This window comes from bacterium (assembly GCA_030647005.1).
Classification (GTDB): Bacteria; Patescibacteriota; Patescibacteriia; order JACPHY01; family JACPHY01; genus JAUSKG01.
In genome coordinates this window covers 1-20,647 of record JAUSKG010000011.1, presented here as the reverse complement: position 1 = coordinate 20,647, position 20,647 = coordinate 1, and the positions used below count along the sequence as shown (strand labels likewise).

The 20,647-nt window shown below is 63.0% G+C and carries 16 protein-coding genes; 6 read left to right on the top strand and 10 right to left on the bottom strand.

Annotation, left to right across the window (positions count from 1 at the left end):
• Both Q7S96_01300 and Q7S96_01295 read right to left on the bottom strand, forming a co-directional pair.
• Positions 1-496: putative metal-binding motif-containing protein (locus Q7S96_01300; protein MDO8462898.1), on the bottom strand; the 496-nt coding region annotated here is incomplete at its 3' end.
• Between the two features lie 515 nt (positions 497-1,011).
• Positions 1,012-1,593 carry a hypothetical protein gene (locus Q7S96_01295; protein ID MDO8462897.1) on the bottom strand — a complete coding sequence of 194 codons (582 nt, stop codon included), beginning with the start codon at positions 1,591-1,593 and terminating at the stop codon, positions 1,012-1,014.
• A gap of 142 nt (positions 1,594-1,735) precedes the next feature.
• Between Q7S96_01295 and Q7S96_01290 the strand changes: the two genes are divergently transcribed.
• Positions 1,736-3,769: an ATP-dependent DNA helicase RecG gene (locus Q7S96_01290; GenBank protein MDO8462896.1), complete on the top strand. Its 2,034-nt coding sequence runs from the start codon at positions 1,736-1,738 to the stop codon at positions 3,767-3,769.
• 165 nt (positions 3,770-3,934) lie between these two features.
• Positions 3,935-4,114, top strand: a complete 180-nt coding sequence (locus Q7S96_01285) for a hypothetical protein (protein ID MDO8462895.1) — start codon at positions 3,935-3,937, stop codon at positions 4,112-4,114.
• A 142-nt stretch (positions 4,115-4,256) separates the two neighbouring features.
• On the opposite strand, the gene radA is transcribed toward Q7S96_01285, so the two are convergent.
• The 8 genes from radA to Q7S96_01245 all read right to left on the bottom strand — a co-directional run bounded on the left by radA (position 4,257) and on the right by Q7S96_01245 (position 13,400).
• The gene (gene radA / locus Q7S96_01280) at positions 4,257-5,627 is read right to left on the bottom strand and encodes a DNA repair protein RadA (protein MDO8462894.1); all 1,371 of its coding nucleotides are present in this window, start codon (positions 5,625-5,627) and stop codon (positions 4,257-4,259) included.
• 2 nt (positions 5,628-5,629) lie between these two features.
• On the bottom strand, positions 5,630-6,973 hold the full coding sequence (locus tag Q7S96_01275) for a hypothetical protein (protein MDO8462893.1): 1,344 nt from the start codon (positions 6,971-6,973) through the stop codon (positions 5,630-5,632).
• A gap of 2 nt (positions 6,974-6,975) precedes the next feature.
• The gene (locus Q7S96_01270; protein ID MDO8462892.1) at positions 6,976-7,587 is read right to left on the bottom strand and encodes a thioredoxin domain-containing protein; all 612 of its coding nucleotides are present in this window, start codon (positions 7,585-7,587) and stop codon (positions 6,976-6,978) included.
• Position 7,588: 1 nt separating this feature from the next.
• Positions 7,589-8,824, bottom strand: a complete 1,236-nt coding sequence (locus Q7S96_01265; protein MDO8462891.1) for a hypothetical protein — start codon at positions 8,822-8,824, stop codon at positions 7,589-7,591.
• Between the two features lie 14 nt (positions 8,825-8,838).
• Positions 8,839-9,261: a hypothetical protein gene (locus tag Q7S96_01260; GenBank protein MDO8462890.1), complete on the bottom strand. Its 423-nt coding sequence runs from the start codon at positions 9,259-9,261 to the stop codon at positions 8,839-8,841.
• Between the two features lie 15 nt (positions 9,262-9,276).
• The gene (locus Q7S96_01255) at positions 9,277-11,829 is read right to left on the bottom strand and encodes an ATP-dependent Clp protease ATP-binding subunit (protein MDO8462889.1); all 2,553 of its coding nucleotides are present in this window, start codon (positions 11,827-11,829) and stop codon (positions 9,277-9,279) included.
• An 89-nt stretch (positions 11,830-11,918) separates the two neighbouring features.
• Entirely contained in the window at positions 11,919-12,812 is an 894-nt protein-coding gene (locus tag Q7S96_01250; GenBank protein MDO8462888.1) for a M48 family metallopeptidase, read from the bottom strand.
• A gap of 21 nt (positions 12,813-12,833) precedes the next feature.
• Complete coding sequence (locus Q7S96_01245) at positions 12,834-13,400, bottom strand: LemA family protein (GenBank protein MDO8462887.1); 567 nt, start codon at positions 13,398-13,400, stop codon at positions 12,834-12,836.
• A gap of 45 nt (positions 13,401-13,445) precedes the next feature.
• Here Q7S96_01245 and Q7S96_01240 point away from each other — a divergent pair, with 45 nt between their 5' ends.
• The 4 genes from Q7S96_01240 (at position 13,446) to pheT (ending at position 20,299) form a co-directional block, all read left to right on the top strand.
• Positions 13,446-14,816, top strand: coding sequence for a phosphomannomutase/phosphoglucomutase (locus tag Q7S96_01240; GenBank protein MDO8462886.1), 1,371 nt, complete (start codon positions 13,446-13,448; stop codon positions 14,814-14,816).
• Between the two features lie 526 nt (positions 14,817-15,342).
• Entirely contained in the window at positions 15,343-16,503 is a 1,161-nt protein-coding gene (locus Q7S96_01235) for a M50 family metallopeptidase (protein ID MDO8462885.1), read from the top strand.
• 2 nt (positions 16,504-16,505) lie between these two features.
• Positions 16,506-17,669, top strand: coding sequence for a phenylalanine--tRNA ligase subunit alpha (gene pheS, locus Q7S96_01230; protein ID MDO8462884.1), 1,164 nt, complete (start codon positions 16,506-16,508; stop codon positions 17,667-17,669).
• 65 nt (positions 17,670-17,734) lie between these two features.
• On the top strand, positions 17,735-20,299 hold the full coding sequence (pheT, locus tag Q7S96_01225) for a phenylalanine--tRNA ligase subunit beta (GenBank protein MDO8462883.1): 2,565 nt from the start codon (positions 17,735-17,737) through the stop codon (positions 20,297-20,299).
• Positions 20,300-20,647: the final 348 nt, after the last annotated feature.

The window sequence follows — 20,647 nt, the reverse complement described above, 5'->3', positions numbered from 1 at the left end:
AGGTACCGATCCCCACAACGCAGATGTTCCCGATGCACGGGGATTCCGGAAGATCGGGAGAGCAATCCCTCCACTCCTCATCCGTGTCCCCATCGCAGTCATCATCCACGCCGTTGCACATCTCCGGAACGGGCAATCCCGCATCCGCGAGGCACGTTGCCGTGATTCCGTTCTCTTCACACCCAAACACCCCATCGCGAAGACATCCTCCCACTCCTGCGGTACAGGGATCTCCCAGCGTGTATGGAGCATCCGGTGTCTCCCACTCCCCATCCGTCACCCCATCGCAGTTCTCATCCACCCCGTTGCAGAGTGGTTCCATGATTCCCGGAGCAATCCCCGCGTCCGCATCATTGCAGTCACCGTCTGCGACGGTGAACCCATCGCCATCGCGATCGAGCGTGCTCGGATCGAAGGGGGTGGGAGGACAGGTTGCCCAGAGGGAACCTGGTCCACACCCCCCGACGTAGTCGGGAGGGGAACCGTATGGGTTCACGCGAGTGCCGGAAGCATTGCGGAGTTCGAAGTGGAGGTGGGGGCCATCTGAGTTTCCAGTATTGTCAGTAGTACCAAGGTAGTCACCGGCGTGGACGAATTGTCCATTGACTACCGGAATGGTTCCCGGAAGTAAATGGGCATACCAAGCTCTATATCCTCCTGTATGAAGAATCTGTACGAAGTTGCCGTACGATCCTCCTCTTGGATGGGTATTGGCTGGAATGTCATTGCGCATTGCCGCTACCTCACCATCTGCTGCAGCATGCACGTGCGTAGTGTCGGCTGTCCGACCGTAGTCCGTTGCTTGATGATCGTACACTCGCTCCGGTGTAGAAGGATCGTTATCGTGGTCGTATGTACATGACCATCTACACGATACGAATACGGTGTAGTCGCTTGAGAATGGCAGCCAGAAGATGCCTTCGGTTTCAGCTCTGGATTGCTGACTAAGCATCAGGATGCTTACAATACAACCGATCGCCAAAGGTAATCCTGCTTGTCGAATGCGATACATCACCTCACCTCCACGTGTTCGATGGCATATTCAACGATTGGACTCTCCTCGGGTCCTCCTAGCATGTTCGTGACTCCATCTCCCTCCCACAGATATGCGACCATCCTGATGTCTGGAGCCGCGATCGCATCGTATGGATAGATGATGCGTATCATTGTTTTGCCATTTCGAGTGACTGAAGTTTGCTCGAAGATGTCCAAAAAACTCGAGAGCGCCGTGTCGATGTCGTTTGGTTGGGTCTCCGACCAGAAGTCGGACGGGGCGTCGCTCATTGCTGGCGGAGTACTGCTGTAGAAGTCCACCACACGGCCATCTTGTTTAGTGAATGCTTTCCACCCCTCCGGATACGGAACGCGGAGTCCCAGGGTGGGGCTTTCGTAGGTGGTCCAGGTGATGGACGGCTCAACGCTATCCGTTCCACCGGTACCGGTGTCTTCCGTGGTGTCGGTGGTTCCATTCGCGGGAACGTCATTGACGGGCACCGCAGATCGTCGGAGCTCGCAGCCGGAGCCGGCGAAGATCGCGACGAGTGCTATCGCAATCAGTACCTGACTCGTTGTTCGATTGTGAATGGACAGCATATTCCTCCTTTGCGTTTGCGCGGTTAGCATACCATGGGTTGGGGTGAATTGCACAACGGTGGCACTTTCAAGTATAGCAGCGTGGAGTAGTCCATCCAGCATGCATGTGTGGGCGAGTGACGATGGGATACAATGGGACTCCATGGAGACACCCACGCTTAATCAATCGGTTGCAAAGCTGCATGGGATTGGGAAGCAGCTTGCGGCGCGACTCAAGCGGTTGCAGGTTGCAACGGTGGAGGACGTGCTGTTCCATCTTCCAGTTCGGCATGAAGATCTGCGGGAGATGCAGACGATTGCGGACGCGCGTCCGGGTGTCGCGGTGGTTGTGCGCGGGCGGGTGGAGTCCATCGCGAACCGGCGGGCGTTCCAGCGGAAGATGATGGTGACGGAGGCAGTCGTGCGGGACGAGACGGGGTCGCTTCGCTGCGTGTGGTTCCAGCAGCCGTACCTCGTGCACGCGTTTCCTGTTGGGACGCGCGTGATTGTTGCCGGCACGGCGACGGTGGATCGGTACGGGATGCACATGAAGACGCCCGTCATCGAGCGGGATACCGATGCCAACCTCCACGCGGGACGACTGGTGCCGATCTACCCGCTCACGGCGGGAGTGTCGCAGAAGCAGCTGCGCTTCCTCGTCCACTGTGCGCTGCCAGCGGTGGCGATGGTGGAGGAGACGCTGCCGGAGGGTGTGTGCGAGCGGGAGGGGTTCATGAGCAGAAGGGATGCACTCCGCGCCATCCATTTCCCCGAAACCGAAGTACTCCGCGATGCTGCGCGGCGACGATTGCAGTTTGATGAGCTCCTCGCGTACATGCTGCGCGTGCGGGCATCGCGTGAAGAGCTGCGCAGTGCACGAGCGCCGATCGTGGAGATCGACGAGGCAATGGTTGCGCGTGCCAAGGCCATGGTGCCGTTCACGCTCACCGGCGCGCAGGAGCGAGCGGTCGGAGAGGTTTTGGAAGACATCGAGGGGGCGCACGGTGAGCGACCCATGCAGCGATTGCTCAATGGCGATGTGGGATCGGGGAAGACCGCAGTCGCGGCAATCGCGGGGGCGGCGGTGGCGCTCGCCGGAAAGCAGGTGGCATACCTCGCGCCCACGGAGGTGCTCGCGGTGCAACAGGCGCGCGTGCTCACGCAGTGGCTCAACGCGCTCGGCATCCGCGTGGCGTGCTGGACGCGCAGCACGAGGCAGATTGACGGGATCGCCATCACGCTCCGCGAGATTCGCACCGCGGTGAGCAACGGTGAGGCAGCGGTGGTCATCGGTACGCACGCGATCCTCGCGGACACCGTCCACTTCCACGATCTCGCGCTCGCGATCATTGATGAGCAGCACCGCTTCGGCGTTGATCAGCGCGCGGCACTTCGGAGAAAGGTGCGGGAGGGAGACGGTGTCATCCCACACTTACTCTCCATGACCGCGACGCCGATTCCGCGGACGCTCCAGCTCTCGATGCTCGGTGATCTCGCCGTCTCCGTGCTCGCCGAGCGGCCGAGCGCGCGCCTGCCGGTGACAACGCGCGTGGTGGGTCCGAGGGATCGGCTCACCATGACGCGCGCGGTGAAGGCAGAGCTCGCGGCGAGTCACCAAGCGTTCATCGTATGCGGGAAGATTGATGACGATGGGGGAGGCGAGCTCGCCACGGTGACCGAGGCCTATGAGCGTGCACAGCTGGCGTTCCCTGATGCGACGGTGGGCCTCCTCCACGGCCGCATGAAGACCGCCGAGCAGCAGGAAGTCATGGGAGCGTTTGGGGCCGGCACGGTGGATATCCTTGTCGCGACGACGGTCATTGAGGTGGGTGTGGATCAGCCGAATGCGACCGTCATGATCATCGAAGATGCCGAACGCTTTGGCCTCTCACAGCTCCACCAGCTGCGCGGGCGTGTGGGGCGAGGAGATGCTGCGGGGACGTGCTTCCTCGCGACACAACTGCCCGCACCGTCGGTGTTCGTGCACCTTCGGCGTGTCGCGGAAACGACGGATGGATTTGCGCTCGCAGAGCTCGATCTCGCGAAGCGCGGCCCGGGGGCGATCTTTGGCACCGTGCAGTCCGGAAGGAACGTGCTGCCGTTCTGGGAGATGGACTCGGCACTCATCGCATGCGCGCGTCGCATCGCAGATGAGGGTGTGGTGGATGCGTCTGTGCACACGGTTCACCTCGAGTGATTTGACAGCGCGTTGGTAGTGTGCAACACTGGAATCAGTACGGCGGGAGCATCCCGTCGTCCGCCCCTGTTTTGGGGTTTTTCGTTTTCGTACCTTTTCCCCGTTTCACTCTGGTGGAATGGCCAAGTCCGTGTCATGGAGTCGTGCATGAAGAGGGATCCCGATGTGATCAGGATGATTCAGTCCGGAAGTGAACCCGGGGGGCGCATCGTCATTGACCTCACGGAGGAGATGATCGTCAGACCGCCGCAGGGTGGTCTGCAGTCCTTCGAGGGCGGTCGTCGTGATGGTGACGCTCCCGACGCAAAGCAGCACCCACGCGAGGATCGAGAAGTCATCGCGTAGCGCGAGACGCAACAGAGCCATCGGACGCACGTCGTCCGGTGGCTCTTCATGTTGAATGGTGTAGCGGAGGTCTTTAGACCTCCATCCGGCCGTTCGTTGTAGGCGGCTTGGTGGCACTACCGTGGAAACCTAAAGGTTTCCGCTACGGGGAAACGGAATGTCTCCGAAGTTGGTGCGGGAGCGCCAAAGATGCGAGGTCGCGGATGGTGGCGATGGTGGTGAGTGTTGCGCCACGCGGTGCGGCGATGCCTGCGGGTGCGGCGATGCGCTTGCGACCCATGCGCGCGGCCTCGGCGACGCGTTTGGTTACGCCGCGCGCCGCGCGGACGGTGCCGGAGAGACCGAGTTCGCCCACGAGCGCGTCGAGCGGGAGCGGTGCGTCTGCGCTCGCGGAGAGGAGCGCGCCCGCGAGTGCGAGGTCGCACGCGGGGTCGTCAATGCGGATGCCAGACGCGGTAGCGACGTGGACATCGGACGACGCGAACGACACGCCGCCGTGCTGCGCGAGGATCGCGAGAATGACGTGGAGGCGGTTGATGTCAATGCCAACGCTTCGTCGTTGGGGTTGACCGAACGACGATTTTGTCACGAGTGCCTGCACCTCCACGAGGATCGTACGGTTGCCGAGTCCAGCCGCAGCGATTGCGCTCCCGGGTGACGGTGTCCCCGCGGTGAGGAATGCGGACGCGGGGTCTGCGCACGCATCGAGCCCTCGTTCGGTCATCGTGAAGACGCCGGCGACATCTGTTGAGCCGTAGCGGTTCTTCGTCGTCCGCAGGACACGGAGATCGCCGTGCGGATCGCCCTCGAAGACGGCGACCTGGTCCACGAGGTGCTCGAGCGTTTTTGGTCCGGCAACGGTGCCGTCCTTTGTGACGTGGCCGATGATGATCGTGGGGACGTTCGTCGTTTTTGCGGTATGGAGGATCGCGTTCGTCACCGCACGGACTTGGGTGACGCCGCCCGTTCCGGTGGGGATATCGGGGAGCGCGATGGTCTGGATGGAGTCAACGATAGCGAGTGCCGGTCGCAACTTTGCGATGGCCGCCGTGGCGACGGCCGCGTCGTTCGTCGTGAGGACCTTGATGTGCTCCGAGCGCACGTTGAGGCGATCGGCACGTTGTTTGAGCTGCGGTGCGGTTTCTTCGCCGGAGATGTAGAGGACGGGTGTCGCCTGCCCCGCGACCGCTCCGGCGACCTGCATGATGAGGGTGGACTTCCCGATGCCGGGCTCGCCCGCGAGGAGGAGGAGTGCACCCGGGATGAGCCCACCACCTACCGCGAGGTCGAACTCGCTAATACCGGTGGGGATGTGTTTGGTCTGTGTTGCGTCCATCGTGTGGAGCGATGGGATATCTGGTAGCACGATGCCGGATGCCGCTCTCGCAGCGGCGGGGGATGCCGCATGGACCTGCATGGTGCCCCATCCACCGCACTCCGCGCATTGCCCGAGCCACTTTGGTGACTGGGCATCGCATTTTGCGCAGGCGTAGATGGTCGCGGTTTTCGGCATAATTACTGGCACGGCTGGGACATGCCGGGCTTGGGGTACTCGAAGTGCCAGGCCTCGCCAAGCCAATTGCAGAAGCCCGCACCTCGCATTGCGGCGATGACTGCGGCGTGGCATTCGTTCGCGCGGCAGGGATCGCTCGCCTCCACCCCAGGAAATCCTATGCGTTTGTTCTCTGCACTTTTCGCACAAGCATCCTGCGAGAGAATACACCGCTCGCCACCGCGCATGCCCCACGCGTCTACTGCATGGCCAGTGGTGTGCGGACAGCTCTTTGGGCCGTTCGTCATGAGGCACGTCGCGGGGTCGCAGGTACCTTTTTTCCCGGTCCCATCGGGATTGACTTGGCAATTTTTGCGGATGTATGCGTACTGCTCCTCGGGTGGGCGAAGTGCCGAGGTGATGCGCAGCGTGATGCCCTTGCCGCGGAGCGCGGTCGCCGCATTTTTAAGTGGTGTGACGAGTTCCTGCGTCACGCGCGTGCTCCCGCCTTTCACGAAGATGTTGTCCGCAGTGCTCGTGGCGATGGAGACGACAGTTCCCGGTTCCACGCCAGAGACCTCATCTGGTTCGTCATGGGTGGGTAGCTCCTCACGCTGAACGATGTCCACGCGGATTGCCGAGAGGCGGACGAGGTCTGGGTTGATGAGCTGGAGAACAACGTACGATCCCACGAGGAGGATGAGGCCGATCGTCGCATTCGTGATCATCTGTTGTGCTTGGGAGAGCTTGCCGGTCGTGCCGGAGGTCATCCAGATGACACCGGCCACCATGATGATGACGACCGCGATGACGCCGCCGAGCGGGACCGCCCAGCGGTAGATCGCTGCGATGTATTGGGCGATCCATGGAATAGTGACGAAATTCGTTCCGTCATCGTTCTGGATGCGGAGCTGTTCGAACGAGAGGTTGGGGATCGGAACGGAGAGGCGCGCTTGGATGGGTTCGAAGAGGAGCTCTTGTTTTGGCGGGGTTTTCAGTGCGGGAGTGATAACGCAGGTGCCGCGTGTTCCCTCGTCGCCTGGAGCCGTTGGTAGCTCGGCACCTTCGCAGACGAGTCCGGTGCCGCATTGAATGGATGCGCCACATTGTGTGCCGAGCTTCTCGAGTGCGCCCGGGCAGCCGGGCGTTGTTTCGCAGGTGACGAGCGTGCATGATGCAAGTGGCGGTGTATTGTAGCTGCAAATGGCTTCACCCTGTGCGCACATTTTCGTACCGTCAGCTTGTGTGAATTTCGCGCACAAGGTTGCGTCCGCACGAAGCGGAGCTGCGATGAGTACGATGCAAGCCATCGCACTGAGCATCGCTGCGATCGCGCGTGAATAGATGGGATGTTGCACGTGGAGCATACTTACGGCGCATCGAGCGCGCGTTGCAGATCACTGAGAGAGAACGGTTGCTCATAGCGCACGCCGTTGACGTAGAACTCCGGTGTTCCCGCCACACCGATGCGCATCGCCTCACGTTCATTCGCGCGGATGGCTGCGGTGATGCTCGGGTCGCTCCGGCATGCGTCAAAGGCGGTCGTGTTGAGCCGGAGGTCGGTTGCGATGGACGCGATCGCCCCATCGGTTCGCGGTGCGCGCTCGAAGAGCGCATCGTGGAACGCTGCGAACGCACCCTGTCGCGCCGCGCATCGGGCGGCGATGTGGAGCCGCAGCGACTGCGTGACGGGGTCGAGGTGGGGGAGGTCTTTCCAGATGACGCGGACGTCATCGCGTGATGCGAGGAGCTCACGCACCGCGCGATGCACCTCGGCGCACGCCGGACACGTGTAGTCGCCGAACTCCACGATGGTATGCGCGGCACTGCGCGGACCCAGGACGAGATCGTCACCCGTCACTATCGGCGCGAGCGCCGCACGCGGTGCCAGTGGTGTATCCACGGCGGCGCGCGGCGGTCGCATGGCCCAGAGTGCGAGCGCGCCGACCACGGCGAGGAGGACGAGGAGTGCGCGTTGCATATCAACGCAGCTGCATCTCGTGGATTCTTCCGTCCTGCACTGCGACGAAGGCGAGCGTGGATCCATCGGACGAGACGTGGAGCTCGGTGATGCTCGTGGGCTGCTCCGGTCGTCCCACGATGCTCCGCGCGCCGGTGGTGAGATCTATGCGCTCGATGGTGTCGGGGACGGAATCGGCGAGTTCCGGCTGGAGGCCGTAGCCGCGCTCGAGCGCATCGGGGACCGCGCAGTAGAGCGTCGTGTTCCCCGCGAAGGTGCACTTGTTCGCCCAGGTGTCTATGTGGAGTCGGCGGCGGTTTGCGCCGATGGTGTCGCCGGACCCGCTCACGAGCCAGAGTTCCGGTTTGTAATCGTTCGTATCGTGCACCGCGCTGTAGAGGAGGGTTTGGCCGTCTGGCGACCATGTGGGGCGGAAGTCGAGTCCCTCGACGGTGAGGCCGGAGAAGTTCTCACCGTTCCTGCCGATGGGGAGGATGAATTGTCGGAAGTCGCCGATCCCTCTACCGGTCGCCGAGAACGCGATGATCTGCTCGTTCGGTGAGTACGACACCGTCACCTTCGCGGCGTTCTCGCCGAGCGGTTCGACGGCGCGGAAGTTGCCGCCGTTGGGGTCTGCCTCAAAGAGGAAGCGATTCTCCTTGTCCAAGCCGATGGCGAGTCCGGCGATGCGGTCGCCGCGTGCGGAGAATGAGAATTTTTCCCAATGCGGCGGCAATGAGACCTGTTTGCCGCTCGCAAAATCGAAGAGGACGTTCGCACCATCGGGGAACTCGATGATCGCGCGGTCGTCGTTGGGTGCCCAGACGATGGACTGCGCATTGGGGAACGTTCGATCGGCGAGCGCGAAGACGGTACCATCCGCGTTCACGCGGAAGAAGGAACCCGATGTGGGGTCGTAGTACTGGAGGTGTCCGCTCGGCGCGATGCGCGTGAACGCAGCGGGTGTGATCGTGAGTGCCGGCGTGGCGGTGCGGCCACCCTGCGCGATCGTGGGGATGACCTCCGCTGCGGTGGGCGTTTCCTCCGGTGCCACGCCCGGGGTGACGGGGGTCACCACAGGCACCGGCGCGCCAGATGGCGCGGTGGGGAGCGGTGCCGTGGGGATGGGCGTGGTGGGCGGCGGCGGTGCGGGTGGCGTGGTCGGCGCAGCGCGGAAGAACACGACGAAAATCGCGTAGCCGAGTACGAGGACGACGACGAGGAATACCGCGGCGATGAAGATTCTCCTGCGATCCATAGGGATGGGGTTTCCTAGAAGAGCGCGTCCATGAGTGTCTGGAGGCCAACGAAGATGATCGTTATCGTATTGTTGAGCGCTTCAACCATGAACTTGAGGAGGACGGCTACGAGGAGGAGCGCGGCAGCGACGATGCCATCGAAGAAGAAGAGCGCGATGATCTCCGCGTATGCCATCGCCGTTCCGCCCGCAGCGCGCGGCTTTGTTTTGCCGATGCGGAACGCTTGCCCGAAGTCCGAGAACATACGGCTCTGCGCGATGTAGCGACCGACGAAGTGGAGGTTGATGTAGAGGAGCGTGAGTCCGAACGAGGGGACGAGATACTTCCACGACCAGCTCAGGAGCTGCGCGGAGAGCATCCCGGGAACAGCTTGCGCGGCTCCTTGCGCTTCTCCGGCTGCCGCCGTTGGTTCCTTTGCTGCCGCGGAGTCCACCATACGCGTGCAGTGGTGCTACGCCGCCACGTTCGCGCGACGCTTCACGGTACGCGCGCGAGCAGTCGTTCGCTTGCCGACGGTGAGCGCGCTCGCCTCCGGGGTGACGGTGATGTACACCGTGTCGCCTTTCGTGAACTGCTCCTCGAGGATGCCAAGCGCAACGGCGTTCTCAACGTGTTCATGGAGGAGCCGTCGCACCGCCCGCGCGCCCTGCGCAGGATCGAACGCGCGCGCGGCGATCCAGGTGTAGACGGGTTCATCCATGTGGAGGTGGATGCCTTGCTCGCGCTCGAGCCGCGCCGCGAACACCGCCGTATCGTACCGCGCAATCGTCGCGAGGTGCTCGCGCGAGAGCGGCTGGTAGACGACGGTCTCGTCAATGCGGTTGAGCATCTCTGGTCGGAAGCGCGAGCGGAGTGCAGCGAGCGCGTCGGAGCGAATGTCTTGGTACTGCCGGTTGAGTGCCGCGTCCGAGTCCACGCCATCGAGGAATCCGATGCTCGCCTTCGTGAATGCGCCAGCCCCGACGTTCGAGGTGAGGATGATAATGGAGTTCGTGAAGCGCGCCACGCGGCCGGTCGCGTCGGTGAGGCGACCATCCTCGAGCACCTGGAGGAGGAGGTTCCAGACATCGGGGTGCGCCTTCTCGATCTCATCGAAGAGGACGACGCTCGCCGGCCGTTTGCGGATCTCATCGGTGAGTTTTGATCCCTCGCGGTAGCCGACGTAGCCCGCTGGTGCGCCGATGAGTTTGGAAACGGTGAAGCCCTCGGAGAACTCGGACATATCGAGGCGGATGAGCGCGTCCGTGCGCTGGAAGAGGAGCTCCGCGAGCGCTTTCGCGGTCTCGGTTTTCCCCACGCCGGTGGGGCCAAGGAAGAGGAACGAGGCGAGTGGGCGATTGGGTGCAGCGAGGCCGCTCTTTGCACGCTGGAGTGCTTTCGCAACTGCGGTGACGGCCGCCTCCTGTCCCACGATGCGGCTCCGGAGTACGTCGCCGATGCGCAGGAATCGCGCGTGCTCCTCGAGGAGGAGCTCTTCGACCGGAATGCCGACGGTCTGCGCGACGACCGCCGCGACATCGCGGTCTACGATGTCGCCCACCTGCACGGTGGACCGCACTTTGAGTTGCTCGTTGATGCCCGCGAGTTCGCTCACGAGCGTGCGGTACTCGCGCTGGATCGTCGCGGCGTCCTCAAAGCGGTCCTCGATGACCGCCTTGCGCTTCTCCTCATCAATGAGTTCAAGGCGTGCATCAATCGCGCTCGCACGGCGGATGAGCGGATCGTTCTTCGCCTGGACGCGCACGCGCGCCGCGGCCTCGTCAATGAGGTCAATGGCCTTATCCGGGAATTGCCTGCCCGTGAGGTAGCGTTCCGCGAGCGACACCGCCGCGTCAATGGCACTGTCCGTGATCGCAACGCGGTGGAACTGCTCGTAGTACGGTTTGAGGCCGTGGAGGATCTTCGTCGTTTCCTCCGGTGACGGCTCTGCGATGTGGACCTGCTGGAAGCGGCGTTCGAGCGCGGCATCGTTCTCGACGTGCTTCTTGAACTCATCGAACGTCGTCGCGCCGATGCAGCGGATCTCGCCGCGCGCGAGTGCGGGTTTCAGGATGTTCGCCGCGTCCAGCGAGCCCGATGCTGCACCGGCTCCCATGATCGTGTGGATCTCGTCAATGAAGAGGATGAGGTTTGTGTCCTGGCGTACCTCGTCGAGGATCTGCTTGAGCCGCGACTCGAACTCGCCGCGGTAGATGGTGCCAGCGACGAGGAGCGCGAGGTCGAGCGAGAGGATGCGTTTCCCCACGAGGATGTCCGGCACGTCGCGCTCGACGATGCGCCGCGCGAGCCCCTCGACGATGGCGGTTTTTCCCACACCCGGGTCGCCGACGAGGATGGGGTTGTTCTTCGTGCGTCGGCAGAGGATTTGGATGACGCGCTCAATTTCCTTGTCGCGCCCGACGACCGGATCAATCGTGAGGATGACCTCGGCATTCGTGAGGTCTTTTGCGAAGAAGTCGAGCGCGGGCGTCTTCTGCACGGTGCTCGCATCCTCGGGCTGCGACTCCGCCTCCGCGAGGAGCTCCTGTGGGTCCGTGATGGCCGCGGTGAAGTCCGGGAACTTCGAGGTGCTCTTGAGGACGTTGAGGAGGTGCTTGCTGATGCTCGCGGGGTCCACGTGGAGCGCGACGAGCATGGCGGTCACCTCGGGGTCATTGGTCTCGAGCATCCCGACGAGGAGGTGCTCGGAGCCGATGTACCGGTGCGCGTGCGTGCTCGCGGCAAGCGCTGCCTTCTCGAGCGTGCGCTTCGCGTTCGCGGAGAGCTTCGCCACCTGCCGCGTGCTCGATGCGGTGGAGTCGGCGAGGCCGAGCGCGTTGCGGATCGCGTCCGCCGTCACACGCGTCTTCGCGAGGATTTCCGCGCCGAGCGATCCGCGCTCGAGCGTGAGCGCGAGGAGGAGATGTGCAGGCCGGATGACGGTGGTCTCCTGGAGTGCAGCAAAAGTCCCTGCACGCTGGAGGACGTGCTTGAGGTGAGCGGTGAATGTGGCGGGGAGGGGCATAGGAGGAAATGCAAAATGCAAAAGTTAAAATGATGAACGACGCTTCCTCTCTTCACTTTTGCATTTTGCGTTCTTCATTTTGCGTTTATTCACGTTGCCATGGATCGCAGGATGCGCACGCGGTCTGCGATGGGAGGATGCGTGGAGAAGAGGTGGACGAAACGTTTGCGGCGTGCGCCGAAGGGATTGGCGAGGAAGAGGTGCGCGGTCGCACTATTCGCGCGGAGCATCGGTTGGTTCGCGGCACCGATTTTTTCGAGTGCGCGCGCGAGCCCCTCCGGGTACCGCGTGAGGAGCGCGCCATCCGCATCCGCGAGGTACTCGCGCTTGCGTGAGACCGCGAGCTTGATGATCTCGGCAATGAGCGGCGCGAGTATGGCGAGCGCGATGCCGACGAGCAGGAGCACCATGCCGATGCGGCCGGCATCCCGTTCATTCCGTCCGCGGAACCAGTGGGCGCGGAGGAGGAGATCCGACAGGAGCGCGATCGTCCCAACGAGCACGATGACGATGGTCATGACGCGGATGTCATAGTTCTTCACGTGCGCGAGCTCATGGGCGAGAACGCCCTCAAGTTCCACCCGTTCGAGCCGCTCGAGCGCGCCCGTCGTCACCGCGATGGAGGCGTGCGCCGGATCGCGGCCGGTGGCGAACGCGTTGATCGCAGGATCGTGGATGACGTGGACGCGTGGTGTGGGTAATCCGCTCGCGATGGCGAGGTTCTCCACCGTACGATAGAGTTCCGGCTGCTCGCGTTTCGTCACCTCCTTTGCGCCTGCGGACCAGAGCGCGACGCGGTCGCCCGAGTAGTACGAGCCGAGCGCCATGACGATCGCGATCGTACCTGCGAACGCCAGCCCACCGAATCCCGCACCCTGCCCGAGCGTGCGGTCGTACACCGCGCCGAGCGCGAGGATGACGATGACGAACAGCGTGATGAGGAGTACCGTCTTCCGTTTGTTGGTCGTGATGTGGGAGTACATGCGAGGCGACGATCCGCGCGGCTAGAACGCGACCTTCGGAACCTCCTTCATGTGCGCCTCCGTGGCGTCGTCGATGTCAAAGAACTCCTGTTTCGCGAACCGGAAGAGGCCTCCGATGAGGAGCGCGGGGAAGTGTTCGAGCTTCGTGTTGAGGTCGCGCACGCTCGCGTTCGAGAAACGCCACGCCGCCATGATCTTGTCCTCCGCATCTCGCAGCTCGTGTTGGAGCTCGAGGAAGTTTGTATTCGCCTTGAGATCGGGGTACGCCTCCGACACCGCGAAGAGCGACTTGAGTGCGCCCGTGAGCATGTTCTCGGCGGCAGCGTGCTCGGCGAGCGTGCCGGCGCCCATCGCTGCCGTGCGTGCAGCGGTCACCTTTGCGAACGTCGTCTGCTCGTGCGTCGCGTAGGTTTTCACGGTCTGGACGAGGTTTGGGATGAGATCGTAGCGGCGCTTCATCTGCACCTCGACATCGGACCACGCCTCCTGCGCGCGGTTTTTGAGCGTAACGAAGCGGTTGTACGTCACGATGGCCCAGAGGACGATGATGCCGACCGCGATGACGAGGGTGAGGACAAATGGTGACATAGATGTAGAGGTTTTCCACTGTATACGGTACACTCACTATACCCTATGCACCCATCCATCTTCAAGGCGTACGACATTCGTGGCGTCTACGGTGAGGACTTCACGACGGACGACGCGGAGCACATCGCCGCAGCAGTCGTCGCGCACACGGGAGCGCGGCGCGTAATCGTCGGTCGCGATATGCGCACGTCGAGCCCGCACGTCGCCGATGCGGTGCTCCGCGGCGTGTGTCGGAGCGGTGCGGATGCACTGGACATCGGACTGTGCTCCACGCCGATGTTCAACTACGCCGTCGTGCAGGAGGCGGGGGCCGATGCGGGCATCATGGTTTCGGCATCGCACAACCCCGCGCGGTACAACGGGTTCAAGATGGACTACGGCGACGGTCTCCCGATTTCTGCGGCGACCGGTATGGAGGAGGTCAAGCGTCTCGCTCTGAATCCCCCCCCTCATCTTGTGTCTTCATCCGCCGAAGCGCGGGAGGGGGGGCGAGGGGGGGTGGAGCAGCGCGACGTCCTTGTCCCGTATCTCGATCGCATCATGGCACTCATTCCTCCCGCATCGCTCGCGCCACGTCGGATGGTGGTGGACTGCGGGAATGGCATGGGTGGGTTGACGATGGAGCACCTCGCAGACCGTATCCCCGGGCACATCGAGCGACTGTACTGGGAGCTTGATGGCACGTTCCCAAATCACGAGCCAAACCCCATCAAGGCGGAGAACGTCATCGCACTCATGGCAGCGGTGCGTGACAGCGGTGCCGATGTCGGGTTTGCGTATGACGGCGATGCGGATCGCATCGGCGTCGTTGATGAGCGCGGGCGACTCGTGCGTGGCGATCTCCTCACCGTCCTCCTCGCGCGCGAGGCGCTCAAGCGGAATCCGGGTGCAACGATACTCTACGACCTGCGTTCGAGCCGCGTTGTCGCGGAGGAGGTGCGCCGGAGCGGCGGCGTGCCGATCGCCACGCGTGTAGGTCACGCGCTCATCAAGAAGCACCTACGCGAGGTCGGCGCGGTGTTCGGTGGGGAGCTGTCCAACCACTTCTACTTTGGCGAGTTTCACGGCATGGAGGCCACCGAGTACGCAATGCTCCTCTTCCTCCGCATCATGGGCGAGCGCGGCGAGCGCATGAGCGAGCTCATCGCGCCGCTCCAGCGCTACCACCACTCCGGTGAGATCAACTTCACCGTGGATGATGCCGATGCGGTTTTCGCGGCACTCGCGCAGCGGTACCGCGGTGCCGCGCGCGAGGTGAGCACACTCGACGGGTTCTCCTTCGACATGGGGTCCTGGTGGTTTAACGTCCGCCCCTCCAACACCGAGCCCCTCGTGCGTCTCGTCGTAGAGTGCGCGACGCAGCGGGAGTGCGAGGCGCGCGTCGAGGAAATCGCGAGTGTCATTCGCGGGGAGTAAAGAGCGTGTAGCAATTTGTTCCCCCTCCGTCATTTCGACCGAGTCCACGAGTGGAGAAATCTCACTTCCCCCTCCGTCATTTCGACCGAGTCCGCGAGTGGAGAAATCTCACTTCCCCCTTCGTCATTTCGACCGAGTCCGCGAGTCGAGAAATCTCACTTCCCCCTCCGTCATTTCGACCGAGTCCGCGAGTGGAGAAATCTCGTTGAGTAGCAGGATGTTTCCTGTGCTGCTGGATGAGATTTCTCCACTCCCTCGAGGACTCAGTCGGTCGAAATGACGAAGGGAGGGGTCAAGAGAAGGCCCCTCCTGGATGGTGACAGGAGGGGCCTCGGAGGTCGGGAGAGCCGCGAGGAGGGGCGTGCTCCCGACATTGTGCATGACCCCGCTCCAGGGATATCCATCTTCTACTCCACCATGGAGCATGGGAGGCAGGAGCGGGGTCTGGCGAGCGACGTCGCGCCGTGAGAAATCGATCGTCACCCGTTCATTCGATAGTAGCACGAGAAGGTGCTACGCTACCAGCATGTACTCCCTCATCGTTTTCCTCATCGTCCTCGGCCTGCTCGTGTTCGTGCACGAGTTCGGGCATTTTTTGGCTGCGCGACGATCGGGGATGGATGTGGAGGAGTTTGGATTTGGATTCCCGCCGCGCGCGATCGGGCTCCAGCGGCACTTGGGGAAATGGCGCATCGTGGGCGGGCGGAAGGCGTGGTCGGAGGGCGACTCCACGATTTACTCGCTCAACTGGCTCCCGCTCGGCGGGTTCGTGCGGATCAAGGGTGAGAGTGGTGGCGATTGCGATGACCGTCGAAGCTTCGCTGGGCAGCAGCGATGGAAGCGCGCGCTCGTGCTCGTCGCCGGCGTCGGGATGAACGTTGTGCTCGCGTTCGTGCTCTTCACCACCGTGTACGCGATCGGCGCGCCGCAGGTCATTGATGGCATCTCGGCTTCCGCGCGCGTCCGCGATACCGCGATTACCGTCGTGGGGGTGATCCCCGAGAGTCCCGCAGCGGAAGCGGGGGTGCTCGGCGGCGATGTCGTGCGCGCGATCAATGGGGTGACGAGCGACGATCCCGATGCGGTGAGCGCGATCATCCAAGCGCACCTCGGCGAGGAGATCGCGGTGACGCTGTCGCGCGACGGTGTGCATCGCACGGTTGCGATGACAGCCGGCCCGCTCGCGGGGACCGATCGCGAGGGCCTCGGCGTGCAGCTCGTCCGCACCGGTGTCGTCACCTACCCCATCCACCTCGCCGCGTGGGAAGGCGCAAAGACCACCGGCGTCGTTATCGCGGAGATCGCGCGTGCGCTCGGACGGATGGTCGCGGGTCTCTTCACGGATCGCGCCGCGCCTGTGGACATCGCGGGTCCGGTCGGCATCGCGGTGCTCACCGGCCAGGTTGCGCGCCTCGGCATCACGCACCTCCTCCAGTTCACCGCCGTGCTCTCCGCGAACCTCGCGTTCGTTAATATCTTCCCGTTCCCCGCGCTCGATGGCGGGCGACTCCTCTTCCTCGCGATCGAGGCCGTGCGTCGCCGCGCGCTCACGCGGAACGTGGAGGGCGCGATCCACGCCGTTGGTTTCGCGATTCTCATCGGCCTCATCCTCCTCGTCACCTACCGCGATGTCATGACGTTCGGCGGTGGGTTCGTTGATTCGGTGAAGAGCACCGTCGGGTTGTGAGTATGGATTTCCACAAGGCGTTGCGTGAAACGATTGCCGCGCTCGATCTCGACCGCATCGAGCAGGCGAAAAACCTCGGCACGCTCGAAGTGCTCGAGCTTGAGATTTTTGGCCGGAAACAGGGAAAGTTCACGGCGCTCTTCAAGCTGCTCGGCGCGACGGGCGACGAGGATCGCAAGCAGCACGGTGCGCTCCTCAATACGGAGAAGGTTTCCATCGAGCAGCGCATCGCCGCCGCGCGCGCGGTGCTGGAGCGCAAGCGCTTCGCGTCGCTCGCCGATGACGAGTGGCTCGACATGACCGCGCCTGGCGTGAGGATGCCGCGCGGGAGTGTGCATCCGGTGAGCCGCGCGATCAGCGACATCACCGCGATTTTCGAGCGCATCGGTTTCATCCGCAGCCGCCACCCCGAGGTGGACAGCGACTACTACGCGTTCACGGCATTGAACATGTCCGCCGATCATCCGGCGCGGGACGAGTGGGAGACGTTCTTCGTCGCTCCCGCGACAGCGGGGGAGGGAAGGAAGAAGAAAGGAGAGAAGATTGTTCTTACGCCACACACCTCAAATGGGCAGGTGCGGGAGATGGAGAAGGGGCTGCTGCCCATTCGCATGGTGAACATCGGGAAGTGCTACCGACGGCAGATTGACGCGACGCACACGCCGATGTTCCACCAGTTCGAGGGGTTTCTTATTGACCGCAACATTTCCGTCACGCACCTCAAGGGCACCATTGATTACTTCGTGCGCTCCTACTTCGGCGCGGATCGTGTGACGCGTCTGCGTCCATACCACTTCCAGTTCACCGAGCCGTCGTTCGAGATCGATATTTCCTGCGCCGTATGCGGAGGCACGGGATCCCTCTCTCCGTCATTTCGACCGAGTCCATCTTCCACTCCGTCATTTCGACCGAGTTCGCGAGTGGAGAAATCTCGTCCTTCGGAAGCGGGGCCTACCAAGTGCAAGACCTGCAAAGCCGGTTGGCTTGAGCTCGGCGGTGCCGGCATGGTGCACCCCAGCGTCCTGAAAGCCGGCGGTATTGATCCCGCCATACACAACGGTTTCGCCTTCGGCTGGGGTGTTGAGCGTGTCCTCATGATGAAGGAGGGGATAGACGACATCCGGGTGCTCTACGGGAACGACCTGCGGTGGCTAGGGAAGTGCTAACCCGCCCCCTCCCCGTGTCATTTCGAGCATCGCGAGAAATCTCACACGCCCCAACGTCTGTACCTATGGACTTCAAACTCTCCTACAACTGGCTCAAGGAATTCGTGGATGTGCAGCGTACTCCGGAAGAGCTCGCGGGGCTCTTGTCGTTGCACACGATGAGCGTGGAGCGGTGGAGTGCGATGGGGGAGGGATTGGATGCGAAGGTCGTCGTGGGTCGCATCGAGACCATCGCACCGCATCCGAACGCGGACAAGTTGAAGATCGTCACGGTTGCAACATCAACGCGGCGCGGCGGTACACACCAGGTTGTCTGCGGCGGCTCGAATCTCCTCGAGGGGATGCTCGTCGCGTTTGCGCCCATCGGTGCCACGGTGCGTTGGCACGGTGAGGGTGAGCCCGTGGTGCTCGAGTCCGCGGAGATTCGCGGCGAGCGGAGCGAGGGGATGATCTGCGCAGCGTCGGAGATCGGCCTTCGCGAGGTGTTTCCCGCATTCGATGCGCGCGCGATTCTCGATGTCACGCCGCTCGTGGATGCGAGCGCGGTCGGGAAGTCGCTCGCGGAGGTGCTCGGGTATGATGACACCGTGTTCGATGTCGAGGTGACGACGAACCGTCCGGACTGCATGTCCGTCATGGGGCTCGCGCGTGAGGTCGCGGCGATCACTTCCTCGTCATTTCGACCGAGTCCGCGAGTGGAGAAATCCCATCAAACAGGCAGACGAGATCTCTCGACTTCGCTCCGCTCCGCTCGAGATGACAGAGGATTGGACTTGCGCATACATGTCGAAGACGCTGCGCGCTGCCCGATGTACACCGCCACGGTGATTGACGGCGTGACGGTCGCTCCATCGCCTGCATGGGTACAGCAGCGCCTGCTCGCCGGTGGCGTTCGTCCGATCAACAACATCGTAGACGCAACGAACTACATCCTCCTTGAAACGGGACAGCCACTGCATGCGTTTGACGCACAACGACTGTCATTTCGAGAAGTCCCCGACGAGAAATCTCACCAGACACACCAAAGACATAAGCAGCAACACGCAGGAAATCTCGAGATCAACGTTCGGAATGCCAAGAAAGGCGAGCGCATCCTCGCGCTCGATGGCGAGCAATACACCCTCACGCCGGACATGCTCGTCATCGCAGATGCGAAGCAACCCATCGCGATCGCGGGGGTGATGGGCGGTGCGGAAACCGGTGTGACGGATGCGACGACCACGATCATACTCGAGGCCGCGACGTTCGATCCGGTCTCTATCCGGAGCACCTGGCGCGCGCTCGATCTCCGCACCGAGGCATCCATCCGCTACGAGAAGGGCGTGCCGGTGGAGAGCGTCGCAGAGGCGCGTGAGCGCGCGGTGGCACTCATCCTGGAGATCGCCGGTGGACACGTCGTCGGGAAACCCGTGAGCGCGGGCAAGCAGCCGCCGGCTATGAAGCCGATCACGCTCCACCTCGCACGTGCCAGCGCGATCATCGGTGCCGAGGTGTCCGCGAAGCGCGCAAAGCAGGTGCTCGAAGCACTCGGGTGCACCGTTGTCGCCGCAGCGTCTCCCGCGACCCTCCGCGTCACGCCACCGTGGTGGCGGCGAGGGGACGTGGAGGCGGAGCACGACCTCATCGAGGAGCTCGCGCGCATCTATGGCTACCACGAGTTGCCATCCGTACTGCCGGAGGGAGTGCTCCCCGCCGCGGTCTATCCTCCCACGCCACCCACCTCATCGTTTGATTGGGAGGATCGCGCGCGCACCGCACTCGCGGACATCGGTGCCGTCGAGGTCATGGCGTTCTCCATGACGAGCACCGCGACACTCATGAAGTGCGGAATGGACGCGGGAGATGCCGTCGCGCTTGAGAACCCGCTCACCGATGACCTCACGCACCTCCGTCCGTCGCTCCTCCCCACCATGCTCGAGATCATCGCACAGAACCAAGGCGAAACCCCAAGCGGGACCGTGTTCGAGCTGGGGAACATCTACGCCTGGAACGGCAAGCGCGGAACACTCCCAACGGAATCCCCCCGACTCCTCATCGCGCGATACGGCAAAGAAGAACACGCTGGCGCACTCGTGCGCGAGATGCAGGGCATCATCAATCACCTCCTCGCCTCGCTCGCGGTATGGCCCTCCCCCTCTTCTAGAGGGGGAGCTGGAGGGGGTGCGCTCTGGCACCCGGGCAGAACCGCCGAGCTCCACATCGCCAACACCCCCATCGCCACCCTCGGCGAGCTCCACCCTGCCATCACCACCGCGTTTGGCATTGACGGTCGTGTGGTCGCCGCAGAGATTGATTGGGCCGCACTCCTCCCATACCTCGGCACGCGCAAAACACCCGCGCGTCCGCCCGAACACCCGGCCGTGAAGCGCGACCTCGCATTCGTGCTCGACCAGAAGACACCGCACGCCGACATCGTCGCGCGCATCACCACCGCAACCCCCCTCCTCGAATCCGCAGAACTCTTCGACCACTACGAAGGCACCGGCATCCCCTCCGGCAAGAAGTCCCTCGCCTTCCACCTCACCTACCGTGCCCCCGGTCGCACCCTCACCACCGACGAAGTCGAAGCCGCCCACACCACCATCACCCACGCCCTCGCCGAGGCATTCAATGCCACGCTGCGCGAGTGAGGATGTCTTTTCGCTTCCACATTGTCATTTCGAAGAAGTCCGCGACTGAGAAATCTCACACGGTACAATACCTTGAGGCGAGTGAGATTTCCCTCCTCCTTCGCTCAGAAGCTACGGGAGGACGGGCCTTCGGTCGAAATGACAATTTTTCAGAGGTCTCGCCATTGTGGTCGGCGAGAAGCGGACTTGACGCGACTATTTGCTATCGTACATAATAGTGTACATATGCCCTCCAGCACCATCCCCGCATCCCGCGCCCGTAAAGAACTCTTCGACATCATCGAGCGCGTACAGAGCCCCGCCACGCCGTACGTCCGCCTCACCGTGAGAGGAGAAGGCAGAGCCATT